The organism is Bradyrhizobium sp. USDA 376 (genome assembly GCF_054063675.1).
Window position 1 is genome coordinate 8,009,794 of sequence record NZ_JBSSGN010000001.1, and the last position, 22,758, is coordinate 8,032,551.

Below are 22,758 nucleotides of genomic sequence, written 5' to 3' on the forward strand. Positions count from 1 at the left end.
CCTAGATGGCCTTCAGGGGCACGAAGCGAGTGAGAATGGCGCGCAAGTCCTGCAAGCAGGCCCTTCGGTACGGTCCCAGCTGCGACGCGGCAACTTCGACGACAAAGATGATCGCAGCCGTCACCGACGCGACGCCTCCCACCGACCACCAGGACGGCGCAAGGTGGAACGGTGCGCGGTCGAGGCCGGTGCGCAGTGCCAGCGCCGTCGCGATCCCGATGCCAAGCGGCATCAGTACGCAATGGATGACGCGCGGCCAAATGCCGGAAATGTCAAAACTACGGCGCAGCAGCACGACGATGGTCGCCATCTGCGCGATCATGCCGGCGCAGGCGCTCCAGCCTGCGGCCTGCCATCCGAAGCTCGGCAATACGATCGCACTGGTGCCGAGGGTGACGATACCCGTGATCAACGCGATGAGCGCGTTGGAGCGCGAGCGCCCCTGCGCCAGAAGATAAAAGCCGAACACGTTCGCACTCGATCCAAGGATACCGGCAATCGACAGGACGACGAGCACCCGCGCGGCCTCGGCCGCGACCTCCGCTCCGGTCCAGACATGCAGCAGCGGACCGGCCACGGGGATCAATGCGCCCAAGGCACTTGCGGCAAGGACATTCAGAATCCACGACGATCGGAACAGCAGATCGACCTTGCGATCCTCGCTCTCTTTTTGCAGCGTGCTGAAGAACGGAAACAGGATCTCGCCGACCTTGAGGATGCCGATATAGGTCGCCTCCTGGAGGCGCTGCGCCACACCATAGAAACCGACGAATTGTGGTTGCAGCAGCGCGCCAAGCAGATATCGATCAGCCTGCGCCGCAAGCAGTGCCCCGCCCTGTGCGGCCACCTGCCAGATGCCGAACCGAGCCAGCCTTGCGAAGGCATCGCGATGCAATGCCGGCGGTGCAAGCCATTGACCGATTGTGCCGCGGGACCAGGCCACAGCCATCAGCAGACCGCTCGCAAATCCCAGCGCCTGGCAACCGAGAAACGTCGACGCATGGGGCGAAACGGGAATCAGCAAGAGCATCGAGAAAGTCGAAACCACGGTGCTGGCAATGCCGACCGAGGCAATCCGGCGATAGTCCTGACGCGCGGTAAACAGGGCAACGAAGACCGCAGATACGCACTGGCACAGCCAGCCAATACCAGCCAGTGCGAAGGCCCATCCGAGGTCGTCGGCGGCCGGACCGCCCAGATGAAATCCGAGACGCGCAAGGGGGGCCCCGGCAACCAGAAAGAAAACGCTGATCGGGCCGCCCGCGCCGATCGCGAGCATCACAGAGGTCGCGAACAGGCGCCGCGCATCGTCACGATCGGATGGCTCCAGTCGCTGCGCGAGCTCGCGCGCCGTCGAAAGTCCCAGCGCGGTGCTGAACACCAGCGCCGGTGCAATGCAGGCGGTGACGAGACCCGCCACGCCGAACGCAGCGAGGCCGAGGTGAACGATCACAAAAGGCAGGATGGCGAGATTCAGCACCACGGCCACCAGGAAGGCCATCGCATTCCAAGCGGAGTTCCCCAGCAGATCGGGCGGTCTTTTTCTCGAAGTCATGCCAGCCACCCGGCCGTACCCTCACCAAGCCTTTGCCACCTCGTCAATCAGGGTTCCCCCAAGCAGCGCGAATTCGGGCTAGCAGTCAGTGCACGGATTGTCGATAGCCTGCGGAGGTAACAACTGGGCGCCTGTGCCGGACCCGGTCGGGCACGGCAAGTTGCCGGGACGCATCACGGACGAGGGCTTCCCGATCTCGGGATTAAGCGCTCAGAGCCCATCCGACTCGCCGTTCTTCGGCGTCGAACGCGGCACAAAGGGCGCAAACGACGGATCGTTCGTCCCCGGCATCATCGGCCTCCCGCCGGCATCCGCAGGGGGAGCCGCGGGGGCCGCTGCCGGATCCGCCGGGCGCTGGAGCGCCAGGACCTCGCTGCGATCACCCTGCTTGAACGTCACCTCGCGCGGCTGAACCTCCGTGAGCGACCAGCCGCCGAGCGATTCGCCCTGCCGCAGGCGTACGACTTTCTGGTCGATGCGGTTGACCAGGATCGCGATGGCATCGCCCTCGCCCACCACAGCCCCCACCAGCAGCAGCGGCGGCGGCGCCTCGACCGGCTTGGGCGGCGGGGCTGCTTGCACCTCTTCGACCGGAGACCCGGCGACCGCGCGTGGCGGCGGCCGGCGCGAGGCCGAGAAGATCGGGCGCTCCTGGGTTGCCGTCAGCGCCGAGAGCGGCACCGTCCACAGAGGATTGCCGCGGGGGACCGGTTTGCTCACAGCCTGCGCCGGCCGCGCAATCGGCCTCACCGCGCCGACATCGACGCTCTCGGCAGGGCTGCCCGCGGCATCGTCGGGCAGGATGTCGATGCGCGAGGAAGTGGCAGCCCAGGTCGCGGCACTGCCCAGCACCGTCCACAGCGCAGCCAGACTCATCGCTCGAAGCCACCCGGACATCGAATTTCCTTGCAAGGTCCCTTGCCGCGCCGGCGCGGGAGCAGGCGTTCCGGAACAAACTAGGCCCGATGGGCCCGACCATCAACCCGCCTCGTATCGGCTCAATTCGTCGGAAAGGCCGCATCTCCCGCGCAGATGTTGCGACGCGTGAAAATGTTGCCCAACGGCCACGATTGCGGAAATTGCACGCGGATCAGCTTGGAACCCCGCGCAAATAGACCTCCGTTCATTGCGAGGCACCGAGACGCCATGAGATCATGGCACACGCACAGAGTCCTTCTGCACGTAAAAGTTGCACCATTGCGAATATTTTCCTCTGATTTGAGAACCCCGATGGCCGGACCGAAAATGGCGCCCGAGAGGGTCGGATACCGGCTGCGGTCCGTCACGCGCCACGCGCTGGCGACCCTGCTCGCCACGACCGCGCTCGGCGTCGTCGCCGCGCATGCCGTGGACGGCACCTGGACCGGTGCCAGCACCGACTGGACGGATCCGGCCAACTGGTCATCCAACCCGAGCGTGCCGGACGGAACCGCGACCTTCACCAACACCGGCAGCGCGAACGTCGACAATTTCAACGGCGTCGTCGTCATCGGCACGGTGGAGTTCACGAACACCGCACAGGCCTACACGGTCACGGTCGGCGACGCGTTCATCCTCAACGGCACTGGTATCATCAACAATTCGGGCAACACGCAGAACTTCGTGTCCGCGTCCGGCGGCATCAATATGGTGTTCCAGGGCAGCAGCACCGCGAGCGGTGGAACTGGTGCCGTGACCATCACGAACAGCGCCGGCGGCACTGTCTCGTTCCTCCAGAACAGCACGGCGGGAACGGCAAGCATCATCAACGGCAGCTTCCTCACCTTCGAGGATTCCAGCACCGCCGGCAGCGCCCAGATCACCAACAATGCCGGCGGCCAGATCGATTTCTTCACCAGCGCCTCGGCCGGCAACGCCACGATCAACAACGCGGCGAGCGCCACGCTGAGCTTCCACAACGCCACCACCGCCGCCACCTCGTCCATCATCAACGACGGAACGGTGAATTTCGACGGCTCCGCCAGCGGCGCCAGCGCCACCATCACCACCAACAACGGCGCGACGACGAATTTCTCGGGCGCGGCGACTGGCGGCAGCGCGCGCTTCATCACCAATGGCGGCGGCACCGTCGACATTTCCGGTCTCACCAGCGGCGGGATGACCAGCGGCTCGATCGAAGGCGCGGGCAATTACGTGCTCGGCGCCAACACGCTCACCACCGGCAGCCTCAACACCTCGACCCAGGTCGACGGCGTGATCTCCGGCACCGGCGGCGGCCTGACCAAGGTCGGCACCGGCACGCTGACACTGACCAATGTCAACACCTACACCGGCCCGACGACGATCTCGGCCGGAACGCTGGCATTATCCGGCGCCGGCAGCATCGCGAGTTCCAGTGTCGTGACGGTGAATGGGACATTCGACATCTCTGCGGCCGCGTTCCCGATCATCGCCGTCACGACGCTCGCCGGCAGTTCGAGCGGCGTCGTCAACATGGGCGCCCACGGGCTGTTCATCAGCAACGGCTCGACCGAATTCGCGGGTGTCATTCAAGGCACTGGCGGATTTGAAGTCGGCGCCGGCACTCAGACGCTCTCGGGCGTGAACACCTACAGCAACGTCACCCAGATCGACGGGGGCGCGACGCTCGCCTTGAAGGGCAGCGGCTCGATTGCGAGCTCGCTCTATGTCGCTCTCGCCGGCGCCGGCGCCACGCTCGATATTTCCCAGACCAATTCAGGCGCTTCGGTCGGCGGCCTGCTCTCCGCCAGCACCGCCGGCTTCGTCTCGCTGGGATCGAAGACGCTGACGATCACCAACGGCAGCTTCTATGGCGGCGTCATCCAGGACGGCGGCATCGGCGGCGGCACCGGCGGCAACCTCGTGATCGCGAACGGCGCGACGCAGCAGCTGTTCGGCACCAACACTTATACCGGCACCACGACCATCGCAGCCGGCGGCGAGCTCGATCTCATCGATTTCGGCGGCCTCAACGGCAGCATCGCGACCTCCAGCGGCGTCATCGCCAACGGCGTCTTCGACATCTCGGGCCTGCTCAACGGCGGCACCTCGATCAAGGCACTGTCAGGCTCGGGCACAGTCAATCTCGGCTTCAACACGCTGACCATCACCAACGCCAGCGGAACCTTCTCCGGCGTCATCGACGATGCCGGCTTCGGCGGCGGCCTGACGCTGACCGGTGGCACGCAGACGCTGTCCGGCAACAACACCTATACCGGCGCCACCACGGTGAGCGGTGGCACACTGGTGGTCGACGGCTCGATCATCAGCGCGAGCACCGTGAATGCCGGCGGTACGCTCGCCGGCAGCGGCGTCGCCGGCAATGTCGCGGTCAATGGCGGTACGCTCGCCCCGGGCAGCTCGGCGAGCCCGTTCGGACCGCTCACGGTGAACGGTTCGCTCAGCTTCACCGCCGCCTCGACCTATCTCGTGCAGGTCTCCTCAACCAATGCCAGCTTGACCAACGTGTTCGGGAGCGCCGATCTCGGTGGTGCGACGGTTCGCGCGAACTTCGCCTCCGGCACGGTCAAGAAGCAGTACACGATCCTGAACGCGACCGGCGGCCTCGGCAATACCACCTTCAATCCGACCGTTCTGTCGAACATGCCGGCGCTCGACACGACGCTGAGCTACGACCCCAACAACGTGTACCTCAACGTCAACGTCAACTTCACACCCAGCGGCGGCCTCAACGCCAACCAGCAGAACGTCGCGAACACGCTGACCAATTTCTTCAACACGACCGGCGGCATTCCCGCGGCCTTCGCCGCACTGACGCCGGCGGGATTGACCACCGCCTCGGGCGAGCTCGGCACCGGCATCCTCCAGGCCGCGATCAATGCCGACGGCCAGTTCATGAACCTGATGCTCGACCCGACCATCATCGGCCGCTCCGGCGGCTTCGCCAAGGCGGGCAGCGTCGCGCAATTCGCCGAGAGCGAGGACGCCACCGCCTACGCCAGGATGCGTCCGGCCAACGCGCGCGAGCGCGAAGCCTATGCGATGGCGACCAAGGCGCCGCTGCTCTCCTCGCAGCCGAGCAGCCGCTGGAGTGTCTGGTCGGCGGGCTATGGCGGCTCGGCCGAGGTCGGCGGCAACGCCGCGGTCGGCTCGCAGGACCTGACCGCACGGGTCTGGGGCGGCGCGGCCGGCGCCGATTACAGGATTTCGCTGGACACCCTCGTCGGCTTCGCGCTCGGCGGCGGCGGGCTGAACTACTCGGTTGCGAATGCGATGGGCTCGGGCTCGTCCGACCTGTTCCAGGCCGGCGTCTATGGCCGGCACAATTTCGGACCGGCCTACATCTCGGCCGCCCTCGCCTATGGCTGGCACGACGTCACCACCAACCGCACCGTCGCACTCGCCGGGGCCGACCAGCTCCAGGCCCGCTACAAGGCCGACACGTTCTCGGCCCGTTTCGAGGGCGGCTATCGCTTCGCAACGCCGATGATCGGCATCACGCCCTACGCGGCGGCGCAGGTGACGAATTTCAACTTGCCGAACTATGCCGAGACGAGCCTCAATGGCGGCGGCCTGTTCGCGCTGAACTACGCTGCGCAGTCCCTCACCGACACCCGCTCCGAACTCGGCCTGCGCACCGACAAGTCCTACGCGGTGCAGAACGGCGTGCTGACCTTGCGCGGCCGCGCCGCCTGGGCGCACGATTACAATCCGAGCCGCGCCGTCACCGCCTTGTTCCAGACCCTGCCGGGCACGTCGTTCGTCGTGAACGGCGCCAGGGTCGATGCCGACTCCGCGCTCGTCAGCGCCAGCGCCGAGATGAAATGGCTGAGCGGCTTCTCGATCGCCGGCACCTTCGACGGCGAATTCTCCGGCAACGTCACCAGCTATTCCGGCAAGGGCGTCTTCAAGTACAGCTGGTGAGGCCGCCCTATTTCCCCGCCTGCCACTGGCCGGAGACGCCCAGGATCACCCTGACGCGACCGGTGGGGGCATCGCCGAGCGCCGTGGTCTGCGGCACCTGGACGTCGAGCTGGTCGACGAACAGGAACGGCATGCCGGCCTCCAGATCGTAGAGCAGCTTCTGCAGCGCGGGCTGCTCCAGCTCGCAGCTCACGACGAGGCCGACGAAGCCGTCCTTCACCTGCGCACCTGATACGTCCACCTGCGAGGACTGCACCGAGCCGCCGACATTGCCGACGGCGGCTGCAACCCGCTGCAGCAGGTTGGCGCCCGCGACCGTCACGGTCGGCCCTTCCAGGAACGGCGTGCCGGGATGCTCGGCCGGCGACGTCGCGGCGTACTTGGCGCCGCCCTTGCGGCCGCGCAGCTGATCGAGCAGGTCGGAGCTCTCCGCCAGCGCCTGGCGGTGAGCGATGACGTCGGCGATCGAGAGGCCGGCCATCAGCAACAGCCCCCCGGCGATGGCGATGTAGAGCGAGACCGCAACCAGCGGCGAGCCGGTCAGCACCCGCGTCACCGCGTTTCCGCTCGCAACCTTGCTGCTCATGGCGCTGTTCATGGCACGTTCCTCGGTTCGATCTGCGCCTCGATGTGGAAGCGCTCGCCGGGATCGGAGGGGCTGCGGGTGGTCGGGGCGTAGAAGGTCGCGCGGGTGAAGTGCTGGGACTGCTCGATCAGCGGGATCAGCGAGGGCGCATCACGGGTGATGCCGCCGATCTGGATCTTGCTGCCGGCAACATGCAGCTCGGTGACATAGGTGTGATCGGGCAGCAGCCGGCTCAGCGACTCCAGCACGATCACGCTCGCCGGTGTCTCGTATTTGCGCCGCTCGAGCAGCGCGAGCGGCGAGCGCTCGCCGTCACTGCCGCGCAGCGCGGCGCGGCGCTGGGTGATCTGCCGTTCGAGCTCGCTCTGCTGCGTGCTGAGGCTGTCGGCCAGATAGCTGGCCGCGACCGACCCGGTCACCGCGGCGACCGCGGCAAGCGCCAGCACGGCTTGCAGCGCGCGGCTCAGCCGCACCGGGTCGACGGCGCCGCGCGATTTCTGCTCGAACACCTTGATGCGCGGGCCATCCGCCGCCTCGGTCACAATCGCGATCGCCGAGGGGTGGAAGCCCGACAGCGCTTCGACATAGCCCATTGCCAGCCGGCGCGGCGCCGCGGCGATCTCCGTGGTGATGCCCTCGCTGCCATGCGCCACCGGCGGACTGCACCCGAACACCGCCTCGGCGGCGCTCCACGGCGTCAGCCGGTCGATCTGGGCCCGCACGATGCCGTCGAGGAAATCGGCCGCGCGGGCCGGCAGCTCCAGGGGGCGAAACAGGAAGCGCGTCGGCCGCAGCACGATCTCGACGCGGCTGCCGCGGACGATCGGGGCGAGATTGGCGCCGACGAACTTGCCGTCCTCGAAGGTGAGCTCGTTCGGGACGTTCTCCGTGTTCGAGGCCTCCAGCGCGAATGCGCCGGTCCCTGTCTCGACCAGCCGCACCAGACGCGGCGCCACCACCCGTTCCATGGCGGCCACGATCGTGCCGGCCACGGTGCCGGTCCAGGCGTCGAGAATGCCGCGAAGGGAATTGAGCGAGCTCATCTCACAGAGGCTTTCCGGCTGAGCCATCGAAGGCGTTGTGCCATGACAATACACGATAGGGCTCATCGCCGCTTTCGAGAAGCAGGATGACGACCTCGGCCGAGCTGCGGCGATGCGACGGCGCCTCGACGACGACCGTCATCCGGTACGCCTTCGAGCCCTCGATCGTCGCATTGGCGCTGCCGGCAAGCCCGACCAGGGAGCGCGGGTCGACCTTGGGATCGGCGCGGTCGCGCAGCACCTGCTGCAGCGTCTCCGGCGTCATGCCGGGGAGCGCCGCCACCACCTGCGGTGCGGCGTCGAGCAGGTTCACGGTGCGCATGTTGCTGAACACGGTGACGAACGGCATCACGCGTTCCACCACGGCGGATGGAATGCCGCGCACGAGCCAGAGCTCGTCGCTGTGCGGAAACGGCGCGTGACGCGGCAGGTACGGTGCGCCGAGCGTGCGATAATAGGAATCCTCCGGATTGTCCTGTCCGGACTCCGTCGACGAGCGCCAGGCAAGGATCCGGTCGGCATAGACGGGCGCGTCGCTTGCAGAGACGCCGAGCGCCGTCATCAGCCCGGCGAGCACCGGCTTCGGCGCCATGTTGAGGTCGACGCGCGCGGCCTCCGAGCGGAACGTCACGCTCACCCGGCCGGCTCCGACGCGGGCATTGAAGGTGCCGCTGGTCGGACGCGCCGCTTCGTTCTGCGCTGTCAGCCGGTAGGCCGCGAGTTCAAGCCCGGCATTCACCAGCGCGTCGGCCTGCAGCCGGTCGGCGTTGACGGCGACCGTGACCGCGGTGTTGGTGACATAGGTCAGATAGATCAGCGCCAGCGCGGCCAGCGCCGCCAGCATCCAGAGCACCGCGACGACGATGAAGCCGCGGCCGTCACCAGGCGTCGCATGGTCGGGCCTGCCGCCTCTCACAGCTGCTGCTCCTCTTTCGTCGGCTGTTGCGGGCGGGTGCCCGCCGCGACGCAGGTCACCGGATTCTTGGCCCGCGCGCATTCGGCCGGTGCCGTGATGTGCGGGATCACCGCGCCCGACACCGCCAGCACCTGTCCGCTGGCGCCGTCACGCACGGTGATGCGGATGCGGGCCGGCAGTTGCGGCTGGCCGCGCCAGGTCGGCTGCCACTGACCGTCCTGCCCGGCATAGGCGAAGCTGACGCGAAACGGCGCCCGGATCAGCACGACCTGGTCGACGAAACGGATCTGCCCGTCCGTCGGCATCGGCTGGAACGGCGCGCGCTCGCGCACCAGCGCGAGCCCCTGCGCGTCGGCCTTCTCGATCAAGCGGATGAATTCGAGCCCGGGACGCGCGCTCGGGCCGAGCGCGGTGCGCAGGAACGTCACCGACAATTCGGCGCCCTCGAACAGCGGCGCCTTGGCATCGCCGTTGACCGTCATCTGCTCGGCGACCGACAGGTCGGCGATGATGCGATCGAGCCCGGTCGCGAGGCGCTCGGCCCGCTGCACGTGGGCGATGCCACGGTTCCAGTTGGGCAGCCATTGCGCCGTCACCGTCGCAAGTGCCGCCAGGATGACGGTCATCAGCAGCGTCGCGAGCAGCACTTCGAGCAGGGTGAAGCCTGCCTCATCGGCGAGTGCGCGGCGCAGGCGCTTCATGGCCAGGCCTTCAAGAGAGCCTTTGATAGAAAAGCCCTTCACTGCGACGTCCTCGGCACCAGCTTCACCGTCGTGACCTGGATCGCAGCGCCGTCGGCGCGCTGGAGGCGCAGATTGACGGCCATCGGCACGAAGCGATCGGTCTCGGGATTGCCACCCGTCACGCTCATCGGCGCAACGTCCACGCGCCAGCGGCTGCCGGCGAGTTCGCCACTCTGCCGCCCCGGTTTCAGCAAGGACCGCGCCGGCAGGTTCGCGAGCAGGGTCTCGGCCGTACCGGCGAGCACGAGACCCTGGTCGATCGCCCGCGTGCCCTTCACGGTCGTGGCAATGACCGAGCCGATCGTCCCGAGCACGACGGCGATGATCGCGAGCGCGACCAGCGCCTCGATCAGCGTGAAGCCGGCGGCGTCAGAGCAGCTTCTGCGGGACAATCTCGACGCCTCCGGTCAGCCAGTTGACGCGCACCTCGTAGCCCATGCCGGGCCGCGCCAGCGCGATCGTTCCCCCGCACGACATGCCCGACGGAAAGAAGTCGATCGACCGCCCCGTTGCGCGATCGGCACAGCGCGAGGCCAGCATCGCCTGCATGACCACGTCGCCCGGCAGGCGGATGGTCCGCCCGGTGACGCCGGAACGGATCGCGCGCGCCTCCGCGTCCACCTGCGTCGCCACCCTGACCTGCCGGCGCAGCGCGGCGCTGCGGTCGGCCTTCAGCAGTGCCGCGGTCTCGACCGCGTAGCTTTCCAGCCTCGCCCGGGTCGTCGAGCGCGGTATCGCCGGCAGGATGATCGCCGCGAGCAGGCCGATGATCGCGAGCACGCACAGGATCTCGATCAGCGCGAAGCCGTGCGCATCGCGGATGTCCTCAGCGCGCGCCGCTGACAATGTCGGCTGCCGTTCCACTGCCGCCTTCCTGGCCGTCCGATCCGAGCGAGATGATCTCGTAGGGCGCGCTCGCGCCCGGCGAACGATAGACGTAGATGTGGCCCCACGGATCGTTCGGCACCATGCCGCCGCGCAAGTATGGCCCGTTCCAGCCCGACTGGTTGTTGTTGCGGGTCAGCGCCGTGAGGCCTTCATTGGACGTCGGATAGCGGCCGAGATCGAGATAGTAGAGATCGAGCGCGCTGGAAAAACTCTCGATCTGGATCTTCGCCGCCTTCGCCTTGGATTCGCTGAGATAGTTCAGCACGCGCGGGCCGACCAGCGCCATGATCATCCCGATGATGGTGATGACGACCAGCATCTCGACGAGGGTGAAGCCTGCTTCCCCTCGGCCCGCGCGCCGCCGCCCGCGGCCTGCTGATGGATGTTTGGTCACTTCGAGCTTCTCCCGTTCCCTGGCTATCCGACAATCTGGCTCACCGACATCAGCGCCGTCATCACCGAGGTGATCAGGCCACCGACGACCAGCGAGATCGCGATGATCGCCGCCGGTCCGGCGATGCCGACGGCGCGGTCCAGCGTACGCTGCAACTTGGCCTCGTAGAATTCGGCGACCCGGCCGGACAGCATCGGCAATTGCCCGGTCTCGTCGCCGAGCCGGAGCATGCGCACCGCCATCGCCGGCAACGCCGCGGTCTCGGCCAGCGCATCGGAAAGTTTCGAGCCATGGCGGACGCGGTCGGCGGCCTCGCTCCAGACCGTGGACGGGCCTGTCGTAGCCATCATGTCGATGAGGATGCGCAGCGTGGTGGTGAGATTGACGCCGCTGCCGAGCAGCAGGCCGAGATTGCGGCAGAACAGCGCCGTGCGGTACGCGCTCATGATGTTGCGGATCGCCGGTAGCCGCACGATCGCGTTGGTGATGCCGCGGCGGACACGCTGCTGCCGCAGCAGCAGCCATGTCGCGGCGATCACGGTCGCAAGGCCGGCCAGCACCACGTCGGAATTGCTGCGCAGGAAGGTCGAGATGTTGAGGAAGACACCGACGACCGGATCGACCTTGGCACCGAAATCCTGCAACACCGATGCGAACTGCGGCAGCACGAAGGTGAGGAAGAACAGCAGCACGCAGCCGGCCGCGCCGAGCACGAAGATGGGGTAACGGATCGCATCCGACAGCCGGCGCCTCAAGGCCTCGCTGCGCGCGCGTTCGCCGGCGAGCACCTCCAGCACCTGATCAAGGGATCCCGAGGCCTCGCCGACCCGCACCAGCGCGATGTACATCGGCGGAAACAGCCCCTCATGCCGTGCCAGTGCCTCGGCAAAGCTCTCGCCCGAAACGACGCGGGAGCGGATGTCGGCAACGACCGGCCGCAGCCGGCCGAAATCGGGATCGGCCGCGAGCAGCTCCAATCCGTCATTGATGCGGGCGCCGGCCCGCAACAGCAGCGCGAGGTCGCGGGTGAAGATGGTGACGTCTTCCGGCTTCGGCCGGTTGAACAGGCTGGTCATGCGGCCAGCCGCGCCGCCCTCCTCCGGCGTGACGTTGTCGACGAGGACAAGGCCGAGCCGCTCGATCCGCTGCGCGACATCGCTCGCCGCAGGCGCGACGATGGCGCCGGAGACCAGTTCGCCGTTGGCGTTGAGCGCACGGTAACGATAGTTCGGCATGGGCGTCAGCGCACCGTCGTGACGCGGAAGACCTCGGGCACGGTGGTGAGCCCGGCCCGGCATTTGGCCACCGCGTCCTCCAGCATCGTGGTCATGCCGCCCCGTATCGCGGCGGCGTCGATCGAATGGGAGTCGGTCTGCGGTCCGACCAGGGCGCGCACCTCGTCGGACATTTCGAGGATCTCGAACACGCCGTTGCGGCCGCGATAGCCGGTGCCGCCGCAGCGTTCGCAGCCGCCGGCCTGGTGCACGACCTCGCCGCATCTGAAGCCGATCACCGCAAGGCGCGGGTCGTTGGCCAGATCGGCCTCGGTCAATGCATGCGGCACCTTGCAGCGGTCGCAGAGCACGCGCACCAGGCGCTGCGCCACCACCGCGCGCAGCGTCGACTTCAGCAGGAAGCCCTCGATGCCGAGATCGATCAGGCGCGGCACGGCTGCCGCCGCGGTCTCGGTGTGCAGCGTCGTCAGCACGAGATGGCCGGTCAGCGCGGCATGGATCGCGATATGGGCGGTCTCGGCGTCGCGGACCTCGCCGACCATGATGACGTCGGGGTCCTGGCGCACGAAAGCGCGCATCGCCGAGGCGAAGGTCAGGCCGATCGACGGCTTGACCTGGGACTGGTTGATGCCGGGGATCTCGTATTCGACGGGATCCTCGATGGTGAGGATCTTTCGCGTCGGCTCGTTCAGGATCGACAGCATGGTCGCAAGCGTCGTGGTCTTGCCGCTGCCGGTCGGACCCGTCACGACGATCATGCCGTGCGGCATCGCCAGCAGGCGTGTCATCACGCTCTCGTCGCGTGCGGCGAGGCCAAGCTTGCTCATCTCCAAAAGGCCCCGGTCGCGCGGCAGCAGGCGGATGACGGCGCTCTCGCCGTGCTGCGTCGGCATGGTCGCGACGCGGACGTCGATCTCGCTGCGACCGACGCGCACGCGCGCGGCGCCGTCCTGCGGCAGCCGCCGCTCCGCGATGTTGAGGCTGGCGAGAATCTTGATGCGCGAGATCAACGCCTGCGGCGGGATGCCGTGCGGCGACGGCAGCGCGCGCAAAAGGCCGTCGACGCGCATGCGCACGGCAAGTCCGGCGCGGAAAGGCTCGACATGGATGTCGCTCGCGCGCAAGTCCACCGCGCGCTCCAGGAGATCGTTGAGCGCGCGCACCACCGGCGCACCGCTGGCGAGATCGCGCAGACTTTCGATGTCGTCGTCAGACTGCTGCGCGACGCTCCTGCCGCTTCGATCGGCATTTGCGTCGTCGGCCTCGGCCCGTTGATCGAGCACCGTCGTAATGTCCTCATATGACGCTACGACGACATCGACCGGTGTCCCGAACACGATTTCGGCGGCGCGAATGGCAGCGGTGTCGGAGGGGTCGGCGACGGCCAGCCGAAACCCGTCATCGGTCGAACTGAAAGGAAAAATGGTGGATTCGCGCAGGAAACGGCGCGAAAAGCCGTCCAGACGAGGCGTGGCAGCGAGCAGTTGCGGAAGGCTCAGCCGCGGCAGGGCAAAATAATCGGAGACTTCATCTGCGAATTCGGCTGCGGAAAGATCGGTGGCCTCCCACAATTCGCGCAAGGGGCGCGTCAGCGCGGGATTGACTGACCCGTCGATATGGGCGTGCGCCCGTGCCGGCAGTGAATATTTGTCCAGGAGGTGCTGCCGGAAGCTATCTGCGGAGCGGTCGCGCATCGCATTCACAGCGTTGACCTTGTTACCTGAATGCAACAACTTGGGGGTGACGGACGACCCTTTGCCCTTGACTTATTTCTTAGCAAAAACATAATCGTGGCGCAAACAATTGCGCGTCCGAACCGAGGGGGATCGGATGCAAATTCCAATCACTCCTAGCGTTGGCAGGCGTATTTTGTTTAGGGTGCTCCAGCCGCTTTTGCGCCTCCGCTCAGCGTTGCCTGCGCTCATCCTGTTATCGTCCGCCTTCCTGCTCGGCGCCTGCATCGTCACCGCCGACCAGTCGATCGAGGCCGATCCCAGGGATCCGCGCGCCCAGGACATCGCCGACAAGATCCGCTCCCTCGACCTGCAGCCGCGGCAACCTGCGGATGCAGGCGCCAGCGGCATTGCCCAGGCGAAATCGTCCAAGCCCGCGATCTATCTCAGCGATGGTGCAACGCCGCAGGGTGGCGCGCTGGCCGAGCGCGATGATGGCGGCGGCAGCGGCTACGACCTCAATTTCGAGAATGCGCCGGTCGCCACCGTGGCAAAGGTGGTCCTTGGCGACGTATTGAACGTCGGCTACACGATCGACCCGCGCGTGCAGGGAACCGTGACGCTGGCCTCGGTGCGGCCCGTGCCCAAGGCAGACGCGCTCTACGTGCTGGAGAACGCGCTACGCATGTCCGGTGTCGCGCTGGTCCGTGACCGCACCGGCTATCGGCTGCTTCCGGCACCGGAAGCCGGGCCCGGCGGCGTCGACCGTTCGATGAATGCCGCGGCCGGCCAGGGCGTCACGGTGGTGCCGCTGCGCTATGTCTCGGCGCAGAACATCTTCAAGCTGCTCGACGCCTTCGGCGTGAAGGCCTCGACCATGCGTCCCGACAACGCCCGCAACACGCTGATCGTCAGCGGCAGCGGCACCGACCGGGCGACCGCGGTCGACACCATCCTCTCCTTCGACGCCGACTGGATGCGCGGACAATCCGTCGGCATCTTCCCGGTGCGCAATTCCTCGCCGGAGCCTGTTATCACCGAGATCGAGAAGATCATGGATTCCGGTGAAGGCGGCATGAGCCAGAACGTGATCAAGTTCCAGCCGATCTCGCGGCTCAACTCGATCCTCGTGGTGAGCCAGAAGCCGGAATATCTCAAGCGCGCCCAGACGTGGATCGCGCGGCTCGATCGCTCCGACACCGACGGGGTGAACCTGAAGTCCTATCCGCTGCGCTACGGCAATTCCAAGCTGGTCGTGGCGCTGCTGAACGAGATGCTGCTCAACCAGGGCTCGGCGAGCAGTTCGACGCTCGACAACGCGTCGAGTCAGATTGCGCCAGGTGCCGGGATGTCGACGACCTCCTCCAGCAATCCCGTGGCGTCGCTGAGCGCACTGCCCACCGCTGCGGCGGGTGCGGCAACGCCGGTCACCACGCCTCCGGGATCATCGCTCAGCGCCCGTCCCGCTCCGGCCGCCGCCGCAACGCCGGCGCAGGACAATGGCCTCGGCGGACTCTCGGGCGGCGGGGCCAAGCCCGGCCTCAACGGCATCCTCCAGAACGTGCGGATCACCGCCGACGTCACCAACAACGCCGTGCTCGTCTACGCCAATCAGGAGGCGCAGCGCATCGTCGAGCAGACCATCCGGCAGATCGACCGGCCGCAGCGCCAGATCGCCATCGAGGCGACGATCGCCGAGGTGACGCTCAACGACCAGCTGAACTATGGCGTGCAGTTCTTCCTGGCGAGCCAGAAAGGCTCGATCTCCAACACCGTTTCGGGCATCAGCAACAGCGCCACGATCGGCAGCAACACCGAGCCGGCCAGCAACCCAGTCAACGCCGCCGCCGGCGCCCTGCTCGGCCGCGCGCTGCCGGGCTTCAACTTCCTGATCGGCTCAGAAAACTCGCCGCGCGTCGTGCTCGACGCATTGCACGGCATCACCAACGTCAAGGTGCTGTCGAACCCGTCGCTGGTGGTGCTGGACAACCAGGCCGCGACCTTGCAGGTCGGCGACCAGGTGCCGTTCTCGACGGGCACAGCGACCGTGCTGACGGCCAACAACACCGTGGTCAACACCATCGACTACAAGAACACCGGCATCATCCTGCGCGTGCTGCCACGCGCCAACGCCAACGGCAACGTCGTGCTCGACATCGAGCAGGAGATCTCGAGCGTGGCCGCCGGCAGTGCCAACTCGTTGACGCCGACGATTTCGCAGCGCCGGGTCAAGAGCTCGATCGCGGTGACGAGCGGACAGACCGTGCTGCTCGCCGGTTTGATCAGCGAGACCGAGAACAGGCAGCGCCAGGGCATTCCGATCCTCGATTCCATTCCCGGCATGGGCGATGCCTTCTCGCATCAGTCCACCGCGCGTGCCCGCACCGAGTTGATCCTGTTCATCCGCCCGACCGTGATCAAGGACGGCGTCGATGCTCACGTCATCGCCGAGGAGATGCGCAGCAAGATGAACGGCCGCATCGTCGGGACCAGCAATCCCGTGGTCACCGTGAGCCCGCCCAGGGCGGCGCGCTGACGGCGTGACAAACCGGGCTGTGAACGACGACACGGGCCCTCCGCTCGCGCTCGGCATCGCCCTGCTGCTGGGGGTGTTCGCGAGCCTCGTCACCGCGCCGGGGGCGGAAGGCCTGTACGGCGCGTTTCTGGCTGCCCTGATGCTGGCGATCGCCGCGTACGATGCCCGCCATTACCTCATTCCGAACGAGCTGACGGGCACGGCTTTCGCGCTCGGCTTACTCCGTGCCGGGGCGTTCGTGCCCGATATCGGCTTGGAGGCGCTGCTCTGGCCGCTCGCCCGTGCCGCAGCCGTGGCGCTGCCGCTGCTGCTGCTGATGGCGCTCTACCGGCGCTGGCGCGGCCGTGACGGGCTTGGGCTCGGCGACGTCAAGCTCGCCGCGGTGTGCGGCGCCTGGCTCGATCTCGTGACCGTGGCCGCGGTGATCGAGCTTGCGGCGCTGCTCGCGATCGCCGCCTATGCCGCCAATGCCGTCCTGCGAAAGAAACCGCTGCGCGCGACCGCCTTTCTGCCGTTCGGATTGTTCCTGGCCCCGGCGATCTGGCTCGGTTGGCTGGGCGAGACCTGGTACGCGAACTGGCTCGGCTAAGGCAGGACCTGCTCCAACATAAAATGCGAAAACAACCCCATGCACAGTAGACGGCGGCAGCTTCATCAATGACTTAACCGTGGCCGCAACACGTTGCGGTTTTTTCGAAGCGATTTTGACTCGTCGGGCAAAACAGCGGTACTATGTCAGCATGGGATTTTGCTCCCAACGCCTCCGCGTTGCGAACACCTAACCGCCCGGCTGCGAGGTACCGCGGTCAATGCTCGCGGCTCGGCGCCCATTCCAGCGCCCGCAGGCGGGCCTGGGCGATCTCGCCGCGCGTCATCTTGGTGGTGACGGCGTCGCGGATCCGGGCTCGCGCCTCGCGCGCCGGCGCCGGCGCTGCGGCCGTGGACAGGTTGAGCCATTTGGAGGCCTCGACAATGTCCTGCGGCACGCCAAAGCCGCGGTCGTAGAGCAGGCCCAGGGAATATTGGGCACGGCTGTCGCCCTGCTCCGCCGCGCGGCGGTACCACATCGCAGCTTCCGTATAGTTCTGCGGCACGCCGCGCCCGGTCTCGAACAGGTAGCCGAGATAGGTCTGCGCCGCGGCGTTGCCGCGCTCGGCCAGCGGAATGAAGATGCGGGAGGCCGCGGCATAGTTCTGGCGCTGGAATGCGGAGACGCCCTGGCGAAGCGACTGGGCCTCGGCCGGCGCGGCGAGCGCGAGCGTTATGGCAATGGCGGTGCAGGCCAATCCCGTCCGTCGCGCAAAACCGCGCAACCGTGCCTGCGGCACCTCTCGGCAAAACACCGGATCCTGATTGTCGAGAGTCTCCATCCCGCTCGCACTCCCTGCATAAGCAGGCAGACTAGTCCGCGGCCATGCCGAAATCCAGAGTGGGAGCCGGGCGCAAAAAAGCTCCGGGCGCATGGCGCCCGGAGCTGATCGAATTGGACGAGGCCTAGTGGTATCCGCCAGCAGTGGCCGGCGTCGTGTCGGGGGCGTTACCGTTGATCTGGTTGTCCAGATAGGACAGCACGCTGCCGGTCGTCGCCGCTCCGAGATTGTTGACGATCATCGATCGTCCGATGCGCGCCGAGGCGGCACCGCTCAGGGCGAAGCCCGTGCTCAGATTCTCCGAGATGTTGCTGTTGTTGACCTGGACGTTGGACGTGCCCTGCACGCTCAGACCGACGAAGTTGTTGTGGATGGCCGTGTTGTTGATCGTGACCCGGGTGCTGCCGCCGTTCGTGTTGATGCTGATCCCGGCCCCGGCGGCCGCAGCGCCATTGTGCGAGACGACGCTGTCGCGGATCAGCAGCATCGAGTTGAAATTCGACGGGTTGGAGAAGATGCCGGTTCCGGACGCGCCGTTGAAGTCCCGGATGAAGCAGTGCTCGATGACCACCGAGGCCGCCTGGATGATGTTGACACCCTTGAGCCCGGTGCCCGCGCCCTCGATGTCGAGGCCGCGCAGCACGATGTGATCGGTCGCCGCGGCGTTGATGTTCACGCCGTTGCTGCCCGACGCCAGGATGCTGCCGACAACGCCCTCGCAATAGATCGTCATCGCCTTGGTGATGGTCACGAGGCCGAAGCCCGCAGAATCGAGGCAGTTGATCTCGCCGCCAGCCGCGGTCTTCGAAATCGCGCCGGCAAAAGTCTTGCACGGAGCGGTACGACTGCAGGGATTGACGTCATCGCCGACGCCGGAAACCCAGGTTCTGGTTGCCTGGGCGTGAGCCGGCTTCGACGCAGCGAACGGTAAGAGCATTCCCACCAAGAGAGTCCATAGTGCAATGCGACGCATTTCAACCTCCAAAATTGAACCAAGAAACTTACGTTGTTGTCATGCCAGACGATTCTCTGGAAACACAGTGCCTAGTGATATCCGCCAGCGGTGGCCGGGGTCGTATCCGGATTGTTGCCGTTGATCTGGTTGTCCAAATAGGACAGCACGCCGCCGCTGGTCGCCGCCCCCAGATTGTTGACGATCATCGAGCGGCCGACGCGCCCCGAGGCGGCACCGCTCAGAGCAAATCCCGTGCTCAGGTTCTCCGAGATGTTGCTCTCGTTGACCTGAACGTTGGACGTTCCCAGCACGTTCAGGCCCACGAAATTCTTGTGGATCGCCGTGTTGTTGATCGTAGCCCTCGCGCTGCCGCCGTTCGTGGTGATCTGAACGCCGGCGCCGGTGCCTGCGGTGCCGTTGTGCGAGATCACGCTGTCGCGGATCATGATCATTGAGTTGAAGTTGGTCGGGGCCGCGGAGACACCGATTCCACCGGCGGAGTTGAAATTCCGGATGAAGCAGTGCTCGATCACCACCGAGGCGGCCTGGAGAATGGTGACGCCCTTGAGGCCGGTCCCCGCACCATCGATGTCGAGGCCGCGCAGCACGACGTGGTCGCTTGCCGCCGCGTTGACGATGACGCCGTTGACACCGGAGGCCAGAATGCCGCCCACGACACCTTCGCAATAGATCGTTATCGCCTTGGTGATGGTCACCGTGCCGAATCCGGCCGAGTCGAGACAGTTGATCTCACCGCCCGCCGCCGTCTTCGAAATCGCACCGGGGAATGTCTTGCACGGCGCGGTGCGGCTGCACGGGTTGGCGTCATCGCCAACGCCGGACACCCAGGTTCTTGTGGCCTGGGCGTGAGCTGGTTGCGATGCAATCAGTGGTATGAACAGTCCTGCAACCAGCGCCCAGAGTGCAATTCGATGCATTTCGTCCTCCCGAAATTGAGCTGAGATTTCAGCTCGTTGCTATGCACAAATCGTTGCTGCCGCAGGCTGCGCGTTGCGCCCGCCGACGACATCACTCTCCACATTTGTTGGAACTTCCCCCCGCCGCTTAGGCTCGCACTAAGACCTTCGCATTCAAATTGATTGGGTACGCAGCGCTACTGGGAAATACGAGACTCAGGACTTTATCAACTTTACATCGCGCAACTGGTGCGTGATGGGCCGCAGGCCTTCTAGTGGTCGCACCGGATCCGGCAAGGTTCAATTTGACCGGTTTTTTTATCCTGCCTCGGCATCTCGCCGGTGACGATCTGACCAGCGGATGGCACGAATGTCGTGCACAACCTACCATTGCGACGCTAGACGCAAGCTGTGACAGAAATCACCGCGCAATCTGCGTCGATTCGACGCGACGACACCATGCCGGTCAGCCAAGCATGAAGCCGGCATCGTGCAGGTTGTGGAGAGCGTGAAGCAGAGCGTCGATCGCAGCCGCGTCGTGCCCCCCCGCCGCATCGGCGACAATCCCCTGCTCTGACGGGGTCTGAGCGTTGGCTGGCTCGGGCATGAAGTCCGGCAGCTCAGACGAGGCGGACGGTATCGTTCCGCCCGCACTGTGATTGAAGACAAAGCTGCCCTCGGAGACCGCGACCGGCGCTGCGCCCACGGCACCGTCCCCATTGAGGTCCTGGTGGAATACCGGCTCGAGCGCCTTCAGGCGGGAGTCCGTTCCAGGTACTTCGGGCGTGAGGGTCGACACGAAGTTGCCGTTGCTGTCCGCGCTCCAGACCGAGAAATAGCCGGTCGAGGCGTTCTTCCATGCGATGTCATAGCCGCCGCCAGAGACCTGCTCGGCGGCAACAGGCGACCACGCACCATAATTGCCGGCGACGACCGCCGTCCCGCCATTCTTCAGGACGGGGCCGGTGCCGCCCGCGGTTGGATTGAGAGAGTAATTGCCGGCGCTCAGGATCAGGCTGGTCGTGCCCGCATTCTCGATCGTGGTGCTCGCCAGGCCGTTCGACGCGCCGATACTGCCGTCCCCATTGAGATCCTGATGGAACGTCGCCTCCAGCGAGACCAGAGAGGCGTTGCTTCCCGCGACCTCCGGCGTCAGCGTCGACAGGAAGTTGCCGTTGCTGTCGGTGCTCCAGATCGAGAAATAGCCGGTCGAGGCATTCTTCCAGGCGACGTCATAACCGCCGCCGGAGACCTGCTCGGCAGCCACCGGCGACCAGGCGCCGTAGTTGCCGGCAACGACAGGCGCTCCGCCATTCTTCAGGATGGGACCGGTGCCGCCTCCGGTCGGATTGAGATAGTAGTTGCCTGCGTCCAGGACCAGGCTGGTCGTCCCCTGAGCTTCGATGGTGACGACTGCAGCACCGATATTGCCGTCGCCGTTGAGATCCTGATGGAACGACGTCTCCAGCGAAATCAGTCGGGAGTCGGATCCAGGTACTTCCGGCGTCAGCGTGGATTGGAAGTTACCGTTGCTGTCGGTGCTCCAGATCGAAAAATAGCCTGTCGAAGCATTTTTCCAGGCGACGTCATAGCCGCCGCCCGAGACCTGCTCGGCGGCAACAGGCGACCAGGCACCATAATTGCCAGCGATGACCGCCGCCCCGCCATTCTTCAGGATGGGACCGGTACCGCCCGCGGTCGGATTGAGCTCATAGTGTTGGGCGTCGAGAACGAGCGCTGTCGTGCCGACGGATTCGAGGGTGAGAGGACCCGTGAGTGTCGAGCTCGCGACCGTCTGGTCGGAAAACTGGAAATACTCGACGGTCGTGACCGTATCGGTGCCGTCGAACGAACTGCCGCGCTGGTCGGTGATCGTGAAGGTTTGCGTCGCCGAATTGTACGAGACAAGATAGCTGGCCCGCCCCCCCGAATACACCGCCGTGTCCGTGCCGGCTCCGCCGACGATGGTGTCGTTGCCGCCGCCACCGGTGATCGTGTCGTTGCCGGTGGCGCCATTGAGCGAGTTGGCGATGACGTTGCCGACGATGGTGTCGTTGCCGGACCCACCGATGGCGTTGTCGATGTAGGAGCGCGCGTCGTTGTTGTAGAGGTAGGCGTTGTAGACGTTGCCCGAGGCGTAATGGCCGTTGCCGAGATTGGCCAGTTGCGTCGCAGAGAACAGCGATGACGCGCCGGGATTGAGGTTGATGCTCAGGTTGGTCGTGTAGTTCGACAGGTCGTAAGTATCGACGCCGCCGCCGTCCCAAACCGTTTCGTAGATGCGATTGGCCGAGCCGCCGGCGCCGCCGCCCGGCGCGAGTTGCCCGACGCCGTTGATGAACTCCTGGCCCGTGGTCGGATTCCAGGTGTAGACCGTCGTGCCGTTCTGGGTCGTGTAGTCCGCGCCGTACATCGTCTGGAGCGCGAGGATATCGTTGGCCATATAGGTCTGCGGATATCCATAGGACTCATTGGTGTAGCCGCTGGTCGTCGACGCACCGACATAGCTGCGATAGCTCATGACGGTGTATTCGCTGTCGTCATGCGCGCTCGGCACTGCGACGTTGGCGGGACCACCGGCCTCCTGGCTGTGCTTGAGGCCGAGGGCGTGGCCGAGCTCGTGCAGCGCCGTCGTGAAATAGTAGTTGCCGAGCTTGGCCAGCGAGTAGTTGTACTGGGTGCCGAACCAGATGTCGCCGCCGGACGCATAGTTGCCGGGGTAGTAGGCGTAGGCGGTCGGATTGGCTGACGGGGACTGCGCGATCATGATATCGGCACTTCCAGTCCCGTTGTACTGGATCGTGGCGTTGGTGTAGCCGAGGATCAGCCCGATCGCGTAGTTGATCGCCGCCTGCATCTGAGTGGGCGCCGAGGCGAAACCCGACGAGGTCGGTTCGCTGCTGCCGCCGTAGTAGGGATTGGAATAGTCGCTGGGCGAATCCGGAAAGCTGTAGCTGATCGTGCCGGTCCATTTATAGCCCGACAGCAGGCCGTCGATCTCGGCGTTGTTGGTGGCACTGACGGAAACAGAGGTAGCCAATGAACTCTCCGGAACGATGCATCGCGCGCGATTCGCTGCGCAGGGGCATGATTTTAGCTAGA

At 66.0% G+C, this 22,758-nt stretch carries 18 protein-coding genes; 3 read left to right on the forward strand and 15 right to left on the reverse strand.

Translation table 11 applies throughout. The features are described from left to right. Position 1: 1 nt before the first annotated feature. A complete protein-coding gene (locus ACVJ19_RS37730; protein ID WP_453954105.1) occupies positions 2-1,555 on the reverse strand; it encodes a lipopolysaccharide biosynthesis protein in 1,554 nt (517 codons plus the stop codon). Positions 1,556-1,765: 210 nt separating this feature from the next. After that, positions 1,766-2,452 carry a hypothetical protein gene (locus tag ACVJ19_RS37735; RefSeq protein WP_453954107.1) on the reverse strand — a complete coding sequence of 229 codons (687 nt, stop codon included), beginning with the start codon at positions 2,450-2,452 and terminating at the stop codon, positions 1,766-1,768. 333 nt (positions 2,453-2,785) lie between these two features. Here ACVJ19_RS37735 and ACVJ19_RS37740 point away from each other — a divergent pair, with 333 nt between their 5' ends. Beyond that, entirely contained in the window at positions 2,786-6,400 is a 3,615-nt protein-coding gene (locus tag ACVJ19_RS37740) for an autotransporter domain-containing protein (protein ID WP_453954108.1), read from the forward strand. Between the two features lie 7 nt (positions 6,401-6,407). Here ACVJ19_RS37740 and gspM read toward each other — a convergent pair whose 3' ends face one another. The 9 genes from gspM to ACVJ19_RS37785 are packed head-to-tail and all read right to left on the reverse strand — an operon-like array spanning position 6,408 to position 13,899. Then, positions 6,408-6,998, reverse strand: coding sequence for a type II secretion system protein GspM (gene gspM / locus ACVJ19_RS37745; protein WP_453954109.1), 591 nt, complete (start codon positions 6,996-6,998; stop codon positions 6,408-6,410). Beyond that, complete coding sequence (locus ACVJ19_RS37750; RefSeq protein WP_453954110.1) at positions 6,995-8,029, reverse strand: PilN domain-containing protein; 1,035 nt, start codon at positions 8,027-8,029, stop codon at positions 6,995-6,997. Before ACVJ19_RS37750 ends, gspM begins: the two co-directional genes overlap by 4 nt. Before the next feature lies 1 nt (position 8,030). Further along, positions 8,031-8,945, reverse strand: coding sequence for a general secretion pathway protein GspK (locus ACVJ19_RS37755; protein WP_453954111.1), 915 nt, complete (start codon positions 8,943-8,945; stop codon positions 8,031-8,033). Further along, a complete protein-coding gene (locus ACVJ19_RS37760; RefSeq protein WP_453954112.1) occupies positions 8,942-9,646 on the reverse strand; it encodes a hypothetical protein in 705 nt (234 codons plus the stop codon). Before ACVJ19_RS37760 ends, ACVJ19_RS37755 begins: the two co-directional genes overlap by 4 nt. Positions 9,647-9,684: 38 nt before the next feature. Then, positions 9,685-10,080 carry a type II secretion system protein gene (locus tag ACVJ19_RS37765; protein WP_453954113.1) on the reverse strand — a complete coding sequence of 132 codons (396 nt, stop codon included), beginning with the start codon at positions 10,078-10,080 and terminating at the stop codon, positions 9,685-9,687. After that, complete coding sequence (locus tag ACVJ19_RS37770; protein WP_453954114.1) at positions 10,058-10,552, reverse strand: pilus assembly FimT family protein; 495 nt, start codon at positions 10,550-10,552, stop codon at positions 10,058-10,060. Before ACVJ19_RS37770 ends, ACVJ19_RS37765 begins: the two co-directional genes overlap by 23 nt. Continuing rightward, the gene (gene gspG, locus ACVJ19_RS37775) at positions 10,515-10,970 is read right to left on the reverse strand and encodes a type II secretion system major pseudopilin GspG (protein WP_453954115.1); all 456 of its coding nucleotides are present in this window, start codon (positions 10,968-10,970) and stop codon (positions 10,515-10,517) included. The genes ACVJ19_RS37770 and gspG overlap by 38 nt, the downstream gene beginning before the upstream one ends. A gap of 23 nt (positions 10,971-10,993) precedes the next feature. Next, positions 10,994-12,205, reverse strand: coding sequence for a type II secretion system F family protein (locus tag ACVJ19_RS37780; RefSeq protein WP_453954116.1), 1,212 nt, complete (start codon positions 12,203-12,205; stop codon positions 10,994-10,996). A 5-nt stretch (positions 12,206-12,210) separates the two neighbouring features. Further along, on the reverse strand, positions 12,211-13,899 hold the full coding sequence (locus ACVJ19_RS37785) for a GspE/PulE family protein (protein ID WP_453954117.1): 1,689 nt from the start codon (positions 13,897-13,899) through the stop codon (positions 12,211-12,213). Positions 13,900-14,035: 136 nt separating this feature from the next. On the opposite strand from ACVJ19_RS37785, the gene gspD reads away from it, so the two are divergent. Both gspD and ACVJ19_RS37795 read left to right on the forward strand, forming a co-directional pair. After that, the gene (gene gspD, locus ACVJ19_RS37790; protein WP_453954118.1) at positions 14,036-16,414 is read left to right on the forward strand and encodes a type II secretion system secretin GspD; all 2,379 of its coding nucleotides are present in this window, start codon (positions 14,036-14,038) and stop codon (positions 16,412-16,414) included. Positions 16,415-16,433: 19 nt separating this feature from the next. Further along, positions 16,434-17,003: a prepilin peptidase gene (locus tag ACVJ19_RS37795; RefSeq protein ID WP_453954119.1), complete on the forward strand. Its 570-nt coding sequence runs from the start codon at positions 16,434-16,436 to the stop codon at positions 17,001-17,003. Positions 17,004-17,220: 217 nt separating this feature from the next. Here ACVJ19_RS37795 and ACVJ19_RS37800 read toward each other — a convergent pair whose 3' ends face one another. The 4 genes from ACVJ19_RS37800 to ACVJ19_RS37815 all read right to left on the reverse strand — a co-directional run bounded on the left by ACVJ19_RS37800 (position 17,221) and on the right by ACVJ19_RS37815 (position 22,696). After that, positions 17,221-17,784: a tetratricopeptide repeat protein gene (locus tag ACVJ19_RS37800; protein ID WP_453954120.1), complete on the reverse strand. Its 564-nt coding sequence runs from the start codon at positions 17,782-17,784 to the stop codon at positions 17,221-17,223. 124 nt (positions 17,785-17,908) lie between these two features. Further along, positions 17,909-18,721, reverse strand: coding sequence for a right-handed parallel beta-helix repeat-containing protein (locus ACVJ19_RS37805; protein ID WP_453954121.1), 813 nt, complete (start codon positions 18,719-18,721; stop codon positions 17,909-17,911). 107 nt (positions 18,722-18,828) lie between these two features. Continuing rightward, positions 18,829-19,677 carry a right-handed parallel beta-helix repeat-containing protein gene (locus ACVJ19_RS37810; RefSeq protein WP_453954122.1) on the reverse strand — a complete coding sequence of 283 codons (849 nt, stop codon included), beginning with the start codon at positions 19,675-19,677 and terminating at the stop codon, positions 18,829-18,831. Positions 19,678-20,122: 445 nt separating this feature from the next. Next, entirely contained in the window at positions 20,123-22,696 is a 2,574-nt protein-coding gene (locus ACVJ19_RS37815; protein WP_453954123.1) for a M10 family metallopeptidase C-terminal domain-containing protein, read from the reverse strand. Positions 22,697-22,758: the final 62 nt, after the last annotated feature.